Source organism: Pelosinus fermentans DSM 17108, assembly GCF_000271485.2.
Taxonomy (GTDB): domain Bacteria; phylum Bacillota; class Negativicutes; order DSM-13327; family DSM-13327; genus Pelosinus; species Pelosinus fermentans.
In genome coordinates, this window is record NZ_AKVN02000001.1 from 4,428,220 (window position 1) to 4,443,036 (window position 14,817).

Genomic DNA, 14,817 nt, shown 5'->3' on the forward strand with positions numbered 1-14,817 from the left:
ATTACCCATCCGCTACAATATGAACTCATAAAAAACAAACGCAACATGCACTTTAACATGATGCGTGTTATATTATTAAATTTGCTTCTTCACTAAAAATATGCAGCACCGCTTATGCTACTCATAACATTATCATCACTGGTAGCTTCTTCTACTGACTTTTTAAGAATTTCCAGCATGCAAACTATATCTTCTATACTACTGGATAAAGGCGGCATAAATACTACCACATCACCTACCGGCCGGATAAAAAGACCATGCTGCCGCGCTTTTATACAAACCGCCCCGCCCATAGTCTGCTCCCAAGGATACGGTATTTTATTTTCCTTATCTTTTACAAGTTCGATCCCGGCGATCATACCGCACTGCCTTGCATCGCCAACATGCCTCAGTTGCCGTATATCCAGCAATTTATCTTCAATCGCCTTTACTTTAGTAGCAAGTCCATCGATTACATTTTCATCACGGAATATTTTTAAATTAGCCAAGGCCGCCGCACAAGCTAACTGATTTCCTGTATAGGAATGCCCATGATAAAAAGTCTTTTTTTCATGAAGATCGCCTAAAAATTGATTATAAATTTCATCGGTAGTAAGTGTTACTGCTAACGCTAAATATCCGCCAGTAATGCCTTTAGACAATATCATAATATCTGGATTAACATTCTCATGTTCGCATGCAAACATCTTTCCGGTGCGCCCCCAGCCTGTCGCAACTTCATCAACAATGAGAAGTACATTATATTTTTTCGTCAGTTCACGCACTTTAGACAGATAACCTGGCGGTGATACGAGTATACCCGCCGTAGCCTGAACCATTGGTTCTAAAATAACAGCAGCAATTTCTTCATTGTTTTCCTGCAAGACTTTTTCTAGAGCTTCTACACAAGCCATACTGCACGTATCCGACCCGACAGACAGCGTACAATGATAACATGAGGGAGAAGGTATTTGGATTGGTTCAAAAAGTAAAGGCTTAAAAACACGATGAAATAAATCAATTCCACCAACACTCACTGTACCAATTGTATCACCATGATAAGCCTGGTTAAGTGAAACAAATCGGCTTTTTTTCGCTAAACCGCAATGCTGCCAGTACTGAAATGCAATTTTAATGGCTACCTCTACAGCAGTCGAACCATCATCGGAATAAAACACCTTATTTAAACCAGAAGGGGTAATTTCCACTAATTTTTCTGCCAACTGCGTTGCGGGAATATTAGCCAAACCGATCATTGTGCTATGGGCAACTTTGCCAAGCTGCTCAATAATTGCTTGGTCAATTTCGGCCTTACGATGACCATGGATATTCACCCACAAAGAAGATACACCATCAAAATACTCCTTGCCTTCCGTATCAATAATTTTGTTACCCTTAGCTTCCGCTATCACCGTTTGCTCATTACTTACCCAGCTCTTCATTTGAGTAAAAGGATGCCAAACATATTTTTTATTTTGCAGTTCAATTTCACTCATTCCCATTGCTCCCTTCTATAATATGAATGATACGTTCTATATTCAAATTTAACTTTGCCAACTCAGCCAGGCTTTCCGTTTGTCCCATGGAGACACTCACGGAATCTGCAACAGGAAACTTGCCTAAGATTGGAACTCCCGTCAGACGCTCAATATACTCCATATTGCTCTCTTCTAAAACACCCTTTGCATTCTCATTCCATTTGTTCATAATGATTCCGGCCACATTAATGTTACGCGCCTTGGCATAAGCTACAGTCAGCACAGTATGATTAATAGTACCTAATTGTGGTCCGGTTACAACAACTACCGGCAAATTCAATTCGGACACCATATCAGCAACAAGATACTCTTTCCACAAAGGAGCCGCAATGCCACCGACCCCTTCAATTAGTACGGACTCATAAAACTGGCTTGTATTACGGCAGGCAGCAATCAGGTTGGGAATATCAATATCAATACCCATTTGATCTGCTGCCGCTGCCGGTGTTAGCGCAGGTGTTAAACAGAATGAATTTACCTGCGCCCACTTCTCAACTGGAATGCCCGCTGCTTTCGCCAAAAAAACAGCATCTTCTGATTGTATGTGACCATCAGCATTTACTACCCCGCCAGATGCCAGGGGTTTAATAACACCGACGTGAATTCCACAGTCCCTAAGAGCGGCTGCAATTGCCCCGGTGATTACTGTTTTTCCTATATCAGTATCCGTTGCCGTAATAAATAAACCTTTCATTTATTATCCACCCCGTTATCTTAAAATTCATTTCAGCTTTTAACTAAACTACTATTCGCAATCGTTTAGCAGCTGCAGCAATCTTTTCTGCAGCTACAGCTAATTCTGCTTCTTCATGGGCAGCCGATACCGTAATTCGTAACCGACTCGTTCCTGCTGGTACGGTTGGAGGACGAATTGCACTGACAATTACCCCTTCACGCCTTAATTCTTGCACTAAAGCGATCGTCGCTCCCGCCGAACCCACGATAACCGGAATAATGGGAGTTAATCCCTCGCCCACTGGCAGACCAGCATCACGAAGCGAGCGGCGCATAAAACAGGCATTCCTTGATAACTTTTGAACGAGCTCCGGTCTAGATGTAAGTTGCTGAATCGCAGCACGTGCGGCAGCAATTGTTGCTGGAGACAAGGCTGTCGAATAAATAAAACTTCGTGCTTTATTTATTAAAAATTCTATTATTGTTTTACGACCAGCTACAAATCCGCCTTCGGATCCTAATGCCTTACTAAAAGTACCCATCTGAATATGGATACGTTCCTTTAATCCAAAATGGGCTGCTGTGCCGTGCCCGCCAGGACCAATGACCCCGGTTGCATGCGCATCGTCAACCATGACAAGCGCATTATACTTTTCCGCTATATCCACTATATCGTCTACTGGGGCAATATCACCATCCATACTAAAAACCCCATCTACGACAATCAGCTTTTGTCCATTAGATGAACTTTGCGCTAATAGCGAAGATAAATGATTCACATCCGAATGCTGGAATATGGTAACCCGTGCCCGTGATAGCCGGCATCCGTCAACAATGCTGGCGTGATTTAACTCATCGCTGTAGATAGTATCACCAGTACCCACAAGTGAACTAATAACTCCCACATTAGCCATATAACCAGTATTAAATGCTACTGCCGCTTCAGCACCTTTAAATTCCGCTAATTCTTGTTCCAATAACGCATAGTGAGGATGACTTCCTATTGTTAGCCGTGCACCTCCGGATCCCGTACCGTACTCATTTATTGCTGCCATCGCAGCCTGTTTTATAGCCGGATCATGAGTTAACCCCAAATAATTATTTGATGCAAGTATTAGATACTCTTTTCCATCCATTTGCGCGTGCACCGCATCCCGAAAACTGTATGTATAAAGTTCCCGGTGCAATTCTAATTGTTTGATCTCAGTCAAATATTTTGACAAAAAATCCATTATAAATCTTCTCCTTCAGTTGGAACCGTAACCAGCACTGGTTGTTTCTCAAGATACTTGCAGAGCTCTGCAACATTGCTATTTTCGCGTATAAAAAACACCCGTCCTCCCAGTGAACTGCCGTACGGTTTTAGTTTTGTAAACCGGATATACCCCTTTGCTGAGGCTACATACCCTGTAACATATTCTGGATCATCAGACCAACAGAGTTCTGCAATCACACCTGGAGCGGAAACAACCTTAGTGGCAAGAATCATACCTTCCCGCGCATGAATCCCTTGCAATCCCTGGCACTCCATCCATTGATTGAGAACATCTTCATCATTGCTATCCATACGTGATACCCTGATACCACGCATGCCGGTATTATCTAACCGCTCTCCAGTCTTGGCACATACTAACATAGCTCCACGCATACTATCCGTTAATTTCACCAATTGCTCCATACCGCGTTCCACCGCTTGATTGCTCACTCCAATAGATAGTAACTCGGATTTTGCTGCAGCACGACCGGCCGTAAAATCCAAAACATCAACAGTCCGCGCAGGTAACAAGCGTACTGGTTTAACGATTTCCCTGGGGACAGCTTCTATTGTAATATTCACGAAATCTGCACTCCCCCGCGTATGCGAAAAAGCTCTTTCCAACATATCCTGCGTAATTTTTCCGAGCCGCTGCAAAACCACCAATCGTTCCGCACCCGATATATGCCGCCCACCCATTTCATGAGCGCCCCCTTGCGCCGATCTCATTCTAACGCTATAAAGCACTTAATGACCCCTTTTCTTTTGGTTTCGTTGATGAATAATAGTAGTATCATTACAATACAGCATGAACAGCTTGTTTAGCAGAAAGCGGACTCAGTTCTAAATCATAAATCATCCTTAAATCGGTAGAATAATCCCGTCCATGGGTTGTTAAATATCCGCCAATCATCATACCATTGATACCGCTTCTTAGGCTCAATGCCTGCAAATCACGTAGATTCTCTTCCCGCCCTCCCGCGGTACGCAAGCCGCGGTCCGGCAGAATAAATCGGAATAAAGCAAAGCTTTTTAAGACTTCCAAAGGTGTTATCGGTTGCAGATTCTCCAGTGGTGTCCCTTTCATTCTATGCAGTATATTAAGCGGCACGGAATCCACGTTCATTGCTTTCAAAGCAAACGCCATCTCTAGACGCTGTGACATACTTTCCCCCATGCCAAGAATGCCCCCCGAACAAACTTCAAGTCCTGCTTCTTTAACAACCTTGATCGTTTGCACACGATCCTTGTATGTATGTGTATTGCAAATAGAAGAATAATGACTCTCGCTCGTTTCAATATTATGATGATAGCGTGAAACACCTGCCGCTTTTAACGCCTTGGCATTTTCAAAGGATAATAACCCCAGAGAACAGCATACATGCAGCTTTGTTTCCTGTTTGATGCGTTTTAATGCTCTTAGAATTTTAGTAAACTCTCCCTCATCCCCCATGCCTCGCCCGCTAGTCACTATTGCAAAACGTAATGCCCCTCCATCTTCAGCCTGCTTTGCAGCAGACAGCAATTCTTCTTCAGTCATAAGCGGATACACGTTTACCTGGGTATGATGATGAGCCGATTGAGCACAAAAAGCACAGTCCTCAGAACACATCCCTGAACGCCCATTAACGATAGAGCATAAATCTACATCTTTGCCAACGTACTTTTGCCGTATAGCATCAGCCATCGCAAGTAAAAATGGCAAATCTTCTTCATTTATATCCGCTAATGATTGTGCATCCTCCATTGTTATTTGCCCGCCGGCTACTATCCGATTTCCCAATTCCATTATCAATTGCACATTTCTCATTTAATATTTCCTCCTCATTTATTTAACAAAAAATTCAACTTTGTCAATAGAATAAATTTAATTCATTTACTTTATATTAACATAATTTCCAGTTAATTTCCAGTTAAATTTCCAAATAACCCCAATGACATCCTTTGGTAAAATGTTTTCTTGTCTTAATAATGAGTAAATAAACATAATATAAAAAGGATTGTCTCAAAAATTGAGACAATCCTAAAGATCGAGAAAGCAAAATAATAAATCTATCATTCCTATATTAAGATGATAAAAAATCTGAAAATTTTGGAGAAACCCTGGCAAGAAGTTCCCACTGCCTTATCATATACTGTCTTTCCTGCAAAACATATTTTTCATACGTCTTTATTAGTTGTTGTGCGTTGACAATATGTCCTTTTGTATAGACAGATTGAATTGCTTCTGCAACCTTACATCCGCTTACTAAAGCACTAGATATTCCTTCCCCCATAGGATTAAGAAAATTAGCGGCTTCACCTGCAAACAATACTCTGCCTTTTCCTAATGTAACCGAATGTCCAGGGGTGATATATGGTATAATCCAGCGTTCTTCTTTAACCTGTGGTTGTATTCTTGCATTATAATAAGACTGAAGGAAAGAAAGAAATCGAGAATGATAGTGCTTTATTTTATTGGGATCTTTCACTCCTACTCCAATAATAAGAAAATCATCTTTGACATTAAACCATGCATCATATTCGGATAATTCAGGGCTCAAATATGCATGAAAAAACTGACTATCCAAATCAATACTTCCCTTGGAAAACGTCTGGTAAGTAGCAATATAACTGTTTCGTTCCTGTAATAAATTCTTTTTAATAAGACTGCCAGCACCGTCACATACGATAACAACAGCCGCCTGTTCATAATATGTTTTGCGCCCTTGTAGTTCAACCGATACATGATCGGATCCTTCTTCACAAGAAATAGCGACTGTTGACGTTCTAATCTCAGCACCACTATCTTTTGCCGCTAGAGCTAGCCAATGGTCAAATAAACTTCGCCATATATTTAACCCACTACTTTCAAATGTAAACGCTTGATTTTCTTCATTGGTAATAATAATACCCCGGCTTACATTCGGTCTGCATAGAACCGAATCCGGTATTTTACCAAATTCATTTTCCACTATTTCCACAGATTTTGGTATCAAAATACCCGAACATGACTTTTCGCGCGGCATTTCCAGCTTTTCAATCAATAACACTTTATATCCAGCAGCCGCTGTCCGTTTAGCAGCCATACACCCCGCAGGTCCAGCTCCTATTACTATAACATCATACATATTAAACGCTCCTCTTCTGCAAGTAATAAAATCAAGCTATCATAAATGCTGCATTAAAACTTTTAAAACCAAAGCATTTTTATCCAATCTTACTTAATGTTTCATTGTACTATATATGCTGGAACATAACCCTACCAAGAAGTATGATGGGCTTGCTCCCACCTAGCCTTTGAACCGTAACAGAGAACGATTTACAAGTGCCCCTATCCATGTTGCAATAAAAGCCTTAACCAAATCCCCTAGTAAAAAAGGCAACACTCCAGCTATCAAAGCATTTCCCAAGCTTATATCGGTAATAAAACTTAGCCATACGACTCCAAACAAGTCAACTACCATAACCCCACCAGTCACATTAGCTAGCGCCAGTCGCCAAATCCGGTTCTGCCTCCCTCTCAGCCAGGCAATCAGCATCACTCCGATGAGAAAACCAAAATAATAGCCGCCGCGCGGTCCCAATAGAATGCCAATGCCACCACTCATACCTGCGAAAACTGGCAATCCTGCCGCTCCCATCAGAATGAGTGTAATCACGCTAAAAGCTGCTTGTCTGACAGTTAAAATACTGCCTGTTAACATGATGCCTAAGCTCATTGCAGAAATAGGACTCGGGCTCATGGGAATCGGAATCGAAATTAAGCCCAGCACAGCGGTCAGGGCGGCAAAAAATGCCGAATGAACCAAGTCTGTTGGTCGGTTTTTCGTGTCCATTTTCCCCCTCCTACTTTTTGTTTTAAATGGTAATTTTTTCATAAATCAGCACTTTAAATAGTATAAAAGAAAATATACAAATGGTCAACTATAATTTCCACAACCCCTTTATAAAACACAAGGCGACCACAGCAGGAAATAGTTGAAACAGGGATTATCTGTTGAAGAAACAGCTAGACAAACTATGTATTCCTATTGAATTAGTGAAAAAATACTTGTAAACCAAAGAGTAAATGAAACCCTGCAAAATTCCATTAAGAATTTTGCAGGGTTTCTTCAAAAAGGGAGAATTTTGAATTGCTTTTTTCTACTTCTACACCTAGCCTATTTACTGTTGTCCAATTTCTTCAGCCAATTCATTCAAATAGGTCCAGCGCTCTAGCAGCTCTTCCAGTTTTTTCTCAAGTTGCTGCTGCACTTCTGTTAACTCCTGAAGCAAGGCAAAATTACTACCAGTATTATTGATACGTGCCCCAACAATCTGAATCTCCTTTTCCACACTAGCAATTACATCATCAATTTCTTCATACTCTTTTTGCTCTTTAAACGTAAACTTCCGAGAACGCTCTTTTGGTCTCTCACTTTGCGTTTGCTCACTGCTCGTCTCTTTTCCCTGATTCTGCTTTTCCTCGTCATATGCCAAGGCACTTTGGTAATCTGAATAACCGCCTACATATTGCCGAATGCTCCCATCCTTTTCAAAAGCAAAAACTTTTTCTACAACTCGATCTAAGAAATATCGATCATGAGAAACGGCAATGACTGCACCAGGAAAATCATCCAAATAATCTTCTAATATGGTCAGCGTCTGAATATCCAAATCATTGGTAGGCTCATCTAATAACAATACATTCGGTGATCCCATTAAAATACGAAGCAAGTACAAGCGGCGTTTCTCCCCGCCAGACAATTTGCGAATGGGTGTCCACTGCATCTCTGGAGAAAAGAGAAATCTCTCCAACATCTGAGAAGCTGTAATAATACCACCATCGGCAGAAGGTATGAAATTGGCCTCTTCTTTGATATATTCAATCACCCGCAACTCTTCATCCATGTCCGTATTTTCCTGGGAGAAATAACCGATTTTTACGGTCTGTCCGATTTCAATCACACCACTATCAGGATTTAATTTTTGCGTTACCAGGTTCAGTAAGGTTGATTTTCCGCTGCCATTGGATCCTACAATTCCCATCCGATCATTGCGCAGTACAATATAACTAAAGTTCTGGATGACGGCACGTTCTCCAAAAGATTTACACACATTGTCTATTTCAATAATCTTCCGTCCTAGACGACTGGCACCTGCTGTAATTTCCACTCGATCCTGGCTTAAATCAACCTTCTCATCTGATAGCTTCTCAAAGCGTTCAATCCGAGCCTTTTGCTTGGTAGTGCGAGCTCTGGCACCTCTTCTCATCCATGCCAATTCATTACGCAGTAAATTCTGGCGTTTATTTTCACTTGCCTCTTGGTCGGCTTCCCGCTGCATTTTTAGTTCCAAGAACAGACTGTAATTTCCCGTGTAACTATATAAATTGCCCTTATCTAGCTCAATGATACGATTCACTACACGATCTAAAAAATAACGATCATGAGTAATCATCAGCAATGCGCCCTTGCGTTTATGTAGATACTCCTCCAACCAAGCTACCGTATCATTATCGATATGATTGGTAGGCTCATCTAAAATTAATAGATCCGCCGGATGAATCAGAGCACTTGCCAAAGCGATGCGTTTACGCTGCCCACCAGATAAAGTGCCTACCTTTGCTGTAAAATCGGTTATACCTAATTGCGTTAAAATGATTTTGGCTTCACTCTCAAGCTGCCAGCCATTCATACCATCCATTTGCTGACTGAGTGCAATAAGTTGTTTTTGTAAACCTTGATCTTTCGGGTTATCCTCAGCGGCCAGCAGCACCTGTTGGTATTCCCTCAGCAATTTCATGATCGGTGAATACCCCTGAAACACCTGATCCAGAACCGTATCTGAAGGATTAAAAGAAGGATTCTGGGCTAGATATTGTACTTCTATGGTGTTGCCAATCATCACCTTCCCATCATCCGCTTCTTCCAATCCAGCGATGACTTTCAAAAAAGTAGATTTCCCTGTGCCATTCACACCAATCAAGCCAATTTTATCATTTTCATCAATACCAAAAGAAACATTACTAAATAAATTTTTCATACCATAACTTTTGGATAACTTTTCAATCGAAACTATATTCATAACGATACCTCTCACCAACAAAATCTTACTATACCTATTATACCTAATGATGGCAAGTATGCAAAATCAAATGGTGAGTTTAACTTCTAACTACAGCACGCTATACAACAATACGCTTACATCCTTGTACTTCATAGACTTTTTATCAGATTTTCAAATCTTGATCCCCATAATCTCATCGCGGAAGATACGTTCATCCATCATTTTAATATTTGGCGAAATAATTGGTTTGAAATCCATAAGTGCCAGAATATCTTTATCAATATCTACACCTGGTGCTATTTCTGTCAGCATTACGCCTTTTGCTGTCAGCTCAAATACTGCACGTTCGGTAATATACATGACCGATTGTTGTGTTTTTTGTGCATATGTACCACTAAAGGTAATTTGCTCAACATGGTCAAGAAATTTCTTAACTTTCCCCTCATTAACAATTTTCAATTTTCCATCGGCAATGTTAACCTTCAGTCCACCTGCAGTAAAGGAACCACAATATATAACCCGCTTTGTATTTTGTGTAATATTGATGAAACCGCCGCACCCCGCTACGCGGCCCTTAAATTTACTAACATTAATATTTCCATATTGATCGGTTTGTGCTAACCCGAGGAAGGCCAAATCCAGACCACCGCCGTCATAAAAGTCAAATTGATATGGCTGGTCAAGAATGGCTTCAGCATTCATTGCAGCTCCAAATCCCAAGCCGCCTGCCGGGAGACCACCGACAGGACCAGACTCTACCGTAAGCGTCATTGTATCACCAATGCCTTCTTCATTTGCCACCATAGCAATGCCTTCAGGAACACCAATTCCCAGATTTACCGCTGCGTTAGGGATAAGTTCCATAGCCCCCCGCCGTGCAATTACTTTACGCTCATCAAGAACCATAGGGGCAATTGTAAAGAGCGGCGCACGGGCCTCCCCGCAATATGCAGGATTGTAGCTGCATGGTTCAGCATAGATCTGTACATGATTATCTGGATTTTCATTCACTACAACATAGTCCACGTTAATACCGGGAACTTTTACATTCATAGGATGCATGCTGCCATTTTCCACAATGCGTTCTACTTGTACGATAACAATACCGCCTGAGTTTTTGGCAGCTTGCGCCAGAGAGAGAAGCTCTAAGGATACTGCTTCATGTTCAATCGTAATATTACCTTTCTTATCCGCACTAGTGCCGCGAAGCAATGCCACATCAATGGGAAAGGGTTTATACCAAAGCCACTCTTCACCTCCTAACTCAATCACCTCGACCAAGTCTTCCTTAGTAACGTCATTGATCTTACCGCCTTCCACCCGGGGATCTACAAAAGTATTCAGACCCACCTTCGCAATAACCCCTGGTTTTCGTCCGGCAACATTACGAAACCAATGGGTAAGAGTGCCTTGGGGGAAATTATAGGCTTCAATTTTATTTTCCACGGCAAGTTTACCGAGTTTTGGTGCCAGATTCCAGTGTCCGCCGATTACCCGTTTCACCAGCCCTTCATGTCCAAAGTGGTTTGCGCCACGATCCTTACCGTCCCCCTGCCCGGCACAGTATATCAACGTAAGGTCAATTGGAAGTCTTTCCTTTAGAAAGCTTTCTTCAATTGCTCCAGTCAATGCATCTGGATTACCACAGCCTACAAATCCGCTTGTTGCAACAGTGGCACCGCTTTTAACCAATTTGGCAGCTTCTTGTGCACTAATGATTTTAACCATATCCTTCACCTCAGTACGTGTCTTTCGACACAAATTTTTAATTAATATAATCCAGTAAGTAAGTGGAAAAAAACCACTATAAATGCGACACTCGTTTTCATTAGGGTTAATGCGAAAATATCTTTGTATGCCTGTTTATGAGTCAATCCACAGACCACCAATAACGTAATGATGGCACCATTATGTGGAAGGGTATCCATGCCGCCTGATGCCATCGATGCAACTCTATGTAGAATTTCAGGAGACATACCGATGGATTGAGCCCATGCCAGCCAATCTTTTGACATTAAATCTAATGCAATGGACATGCCTCCTGATGCTGATCCGGTAACACCCGCGAGAGTAGTAACCGTCACCGCTTCAGAGACTAAAGGTGTACCTCCTATTTTTATACTCATTAACGCACTCGAAATGGCTTTAAAACCCGGTAATGCTGCAATAACGTTACCGTAACCTACCTCAGAGGCAGTATTCATGATGGCAAGTAATGAGCCGATAGCCCCGGCATTCATGGCTTTTGCCAAGCTGCCGCCTTTTGGTATCGATTTGTACCCTAAGCCCATGGCAAGTAAAATACCGATGACCAAAGCAATAATGAGTGACCAAATACTAATGACATTTTTAATATTGGCTGCTACCATTGGTAATTTCATTGCTTGAAATGGTTCAAGCATCGCCGGATTCCAGGCAAAGAAGTTGATCATCACAAAATTAATAATCAGTACTGCCAAGAGAGGAATAACCCCAATATACCAGGAAGGTAGTTTAACCTCTGTATCTAAGCGTATGTCAGGCTCATTGATCGTATGCTCGCCATACCCTTCACCACTAGTAATAGCCGTTTTATATCGGTGATTTAAATAGAAAAGACCCGAACCGATTAAAATCGTGCCGCCAAAAATACCGCATATGGGAGCTGCATAGATCGTCGTGCCGAAAAAGCTAGTGGGTATAATATTTTGTATTTGAGGAGTACCAGGGAAAGAATCCATCGTTGCAGTAAATGCACCAAGAACGATAGCTGCAGGGATAAGCCGTTTTGGTATATTCGCTTCTCTAAATAGTGCGGCGGCAAAAGGATACACCGCAAATACCACCACAAACATACTTACACCACCATACGTTAAAACCGCTCCAGCTAACGTAACAGCAAGAATAGCACGTTCCCTTCCTAATCCTTTTATAATTGCGTGAGCAATACCTTGAGCCAGTCCAGTGTCCTCCATAATTTTTCCAAAGATGGCTCCCAACAAGAATACAGGAAAAAAAGACTTTATATAGGTCACACCTTTTGCCATAAAAAGTTCGGTATAAGCCGGCATGATTGGCAGACTAGACATACTGGCAGCAAGCAAGGCAAATATCGGAGCAAATATAATAACTGAATACCCACGGTAAGCAAAGCAAATTAACAAAATCAGACTTGCTATAATACTGATCACTTCCATAACCTTAAACCCCCAATACTTTTTTACTTGGTACTACAACGTCCAAACCTCCCTTCTTTGCATGACGCCACTTTCACATTTATAGTAAGTTGCAAGATGTATGCCAAAGTGAAAATAATAACAAACATAGACAAGTAACCGCCTTTAAGCAGAAAAGATAGCATTGATATTGTCTGAAAATACAGACAATTATGTATGGTTTTCAGACACAACAAAACAACTCATGACGAATCCGCTTTGTAATGTTACATAATAACATCAACGGAAGTTAGCCATGAGTCAGAAATAGTCTATAGCAACCAGTAAACACATTGCCTTTTAACGTTTTTTCCCAGGAGAGTTATACCCGATACCATATTTTTTTAATTTTTCATAAAAAACAGACCGATTTACGTGTAGCAATAGTGCAGCTTTACTTTTATTACCACCAGTATCCTCTAGTGCTTTTAGAATTGCATTTTTTTCTGCCTCATATCGTATTTCAACTAATTCAGCTCTAGTTGATTCCTTTTCTACGTGCTGGGGTTTCAGTATTTTTCTCATGATAGGGGCTAAATGCTCTGGTAAAATACAGATTCCTTCCTCCATGATGTTGACAGATCGCTCCAAGATATTCTCCAATTCACGGATATTGCCTGGCCAAGAATAGGCTTTAAGCACCTTCATAGCTTCTGGCGATATACAGTCAACAAAGCGTTCCAATTTCAAACTAATCTTTCTGAGCAAGACCTCACACAATAAAGGAATATCCTCCTTATGATCCCTCAGCGGCGGAATCTGGATGGAAACGATGTTCAAACGATAGTACAAGTCTTGCCGGAAATGCCCACTAGCCGCCAACGCTTCCAAATCTTTGTTCGTAGCAGTAATCACCCGTATATCCAGCTTAATGGTCTTAGTTCCGCCAATTCTTTCAATTTCCCATTCTTGCAGCACCCGCAATAATTTCACTTGCATACCAAGGGGCATATCACCAACTTCATCCAAAAAGAGCGTGCCTCCGTTGGCAAGTTCCATCTTGCCAGGCTTACCACCTTTTCTCGCTCCAGAAAACGCACCTTCTTCGTAACCAAACAACTCTGATTCCAACAAATTTTCTGGTATTGCCGCACAATTCACTTTAATAAATGGCCCTTGGCAGCGAGAACTCCCATTATGAATGGCATGTGCAAAGAGCTCCTTCCCCGTGCCGCTTTCTCCCAAAATCAGTACAGTTGAACCGCCTTTAGCCGTTCTTTGAGCAATATGCTTAACCTCTTCAATCTTTTTAGTTTCTCCAATAATATCTCCAAATGTATACTTGCCACCTAACGTCTTTCGCAGTCTTTCCTTATAATATTCAAGCTCATGCTGGAGATGGCTGATTTCATTAGCCAGTCGCTTCAAATCCTTGATATCTTTAAATACGACATGACCAACAGCACAAATAATTTCATCATTTTTTACAATGGGAATGCGGGAAACAATACAGTTATTACCATTCATTTTCTGTATTACATTCATTTCCCCTTTTCCATTTTCGATAACCTCATGCAATTGGGTATTGGGAATCACTTCTGTTACCTTTTTGCCAATCACCTCATGGGGCTTTTTATCCAAAACAGCATAATACGCCGGATTCATCATAGTAATAATTCCCTGCTTATCTACCACCACAATCCCTTCTTCAATGCTTTCCAAAACATATTGCAGCGTACATTTTAGCTTTGTTACTTCTTCTAACTCAGCAGCCACTTTACTAAGCTCAGTAATTTCCTGAAAGACTGCGATTGCACCGATAATCCGCTTTTCTTTCCATATTGGCGTCGAGTTCATCAAGACATGAGTCATACCGATTTGAAACCGTTGATTGAATTCGGCAGCCCCCGTTTCTATTACTCTTACTAATCGATTATCCGGAAGAATATTATCCACTATACATCCAATAGCCGCAGTACTTTTAAGGCCAATAATCATTTCTGCCCATTGATTCATGAAGATTATGATTCCTTTTTTATCAACCACGACAATCCCATTGTTTATCGAATTTAGAGTTGCATGAAAGTCTTCAATCATGAACTGCATATTCACACTCCTCTCACCTTTTTCAATCGTCATCATGCTATTTTTGCAATATTATGATAATAATTGAAATTCGTAGGGTTTATTTAACATGCAATGCATG

11 protein-coding genes are annotated in these 14,817 nt (G+C 41.2%); all 11 read right to left on the bottom strand.

Annotated elements, in window-relative coordinates; all coding sequences use genetic code 11:
* Window positions 1-92 precede the first annotated feature (92 nt).
* A complete protein-coding gene (bioA, locus tag FR7_RS20370) occupies window positions 93-1,481 on the bottom strand; it encodes an adenosylmethionine--8-amino-7-oxononanoate transaminase (protein ID WP_007932548.1) in 1,389 nt (462 codons plus the stop codon).
* Window positions 1,468-2,211: a dethiobiotin synthase gene (bioD, locus tag FR7_RS20375; RefSeq protein ID WP_007932549.1), complete on the bottom strand. Its 744-nt coding sequence runs from the start codon at window positions 2,209-2,211 to the stop codon at window positions 1,468-1,470. The genes bioA and bioD overlap by 14 nt, the downstream gene beginning before the upstream one ends.
* 43 nt (window positions 2,212-2,254) lie before the next feature.
* Complete coding sequence (bioF, locus tag FR7_RS20380) at window positions 2,255-3,424, bottom strand: 8-amino-7-oxononanoate synthase (RefSeq protein ID WP_007932550.1); 1,170 nt, start codon at window positions 3,422-3,424, stop codon at window positions 2,255-2,257.
* Entirely contained in the window at window positions 3,424-4,194 is a 771-nt protein-coding gene (locus FR7_RS20385) for a 6-carboxyhexanoate--CoA ligase (protein ID WP_026084509.1), read from the bottom strand. The genes bioF and FR7_RS20385 overlap by 1 nt, the downstream gene beginning before the upstream one ends.
* A 49-nt stretch (window positions 4,195-4,243) precedes the next feature.
* Window positions 4,244-5,257 (bottom strand): biotin synthase BioB, encoded by a 1,014-nt coding sequence (bioB, locus tag FR7_RS20390; protein WP_007932552.1) that lies wholly within the window; start codon window positions 5,255-5,257, stop codon window positions 4,244-4,246.
* A 256-nt stretch (window positions 5,258-5,513) separates the two neighbouring features.
* Entirely contained in the window at window positions 5,514-6,557 is a 1,044-nt protein-coding gene (locus FR7_RS20395; RefSeq protein ID WP_007932553.1) for an NAD(P)/FAD-dependent oxidoreductase, read from the bottom strand.
* 162 nt (window positions 6,558-6,719) lie between these two features.
* Window positions 6,720-7,265 (bottom strand): biotin transporter BioY, encoded by a 546-nt coding sequence (locus FR7_RS20400; RefSeq protein ID WP_007932554.1) that lies wholly within the window; start codon window positions 7,263-7,265, stop codon window positions 6,720-6,722.
* Between the two features lie 328 nt (window positions 7,266-7,593).
* The gene (locus tag FR7_RS20405) at window positions 7,594-9,495 is read right to left on the bottom strand and encodes an ABC-F family ATP-binding cassette domain-containing protein (RefSeq protein WP_007932555.1); all 1,902 of its coding nucleotides are present in this window, start codon (window positions 9,493-9,495) and stop codon (window positions 7,594-7,596) included.
* Window positions 9,496-9,648: 153 nt separating this feature from the next.
* A complete protein-coding gene (locus FR7_RS20410; protein ID WP_007932556.1) occupies window positions 9,649-11,205 on the bottom strand; it encodes an acyl CoA:acetate/3-ketoacid CoA transferase in 1,557 nt (518 codons plus the stop codon).
* 41 nt (window positions 11,206-11,246) lie between these two features.
* Window positions 11,247-12,653 (bottom strand): GntP family permease, encoded by a 1,407-nt coding sequence (locus tag FR7_RS20415; protein WP_007932557.1) that lies wholly within the window; start codon window positions 12,651-12,653, stop codon window positions 11,247-11,249.
* A 318-nt stretch (window positions 12,654-12,971) separates the two neighbouring features.
* Window positions 12,972-14,717, bottom strand: coding sequence for a sigma-54-dependent Fis family transcriptional regulator (locus tag FR7_RS20420; protein WP_007932559.1), 1,746 nt, complete (start codon window positions 14,715-14,717; stop codon window positions 12,972-12,974).
* Window positions 14,718-14,817 lie beyond the last annotated feature (100 nt).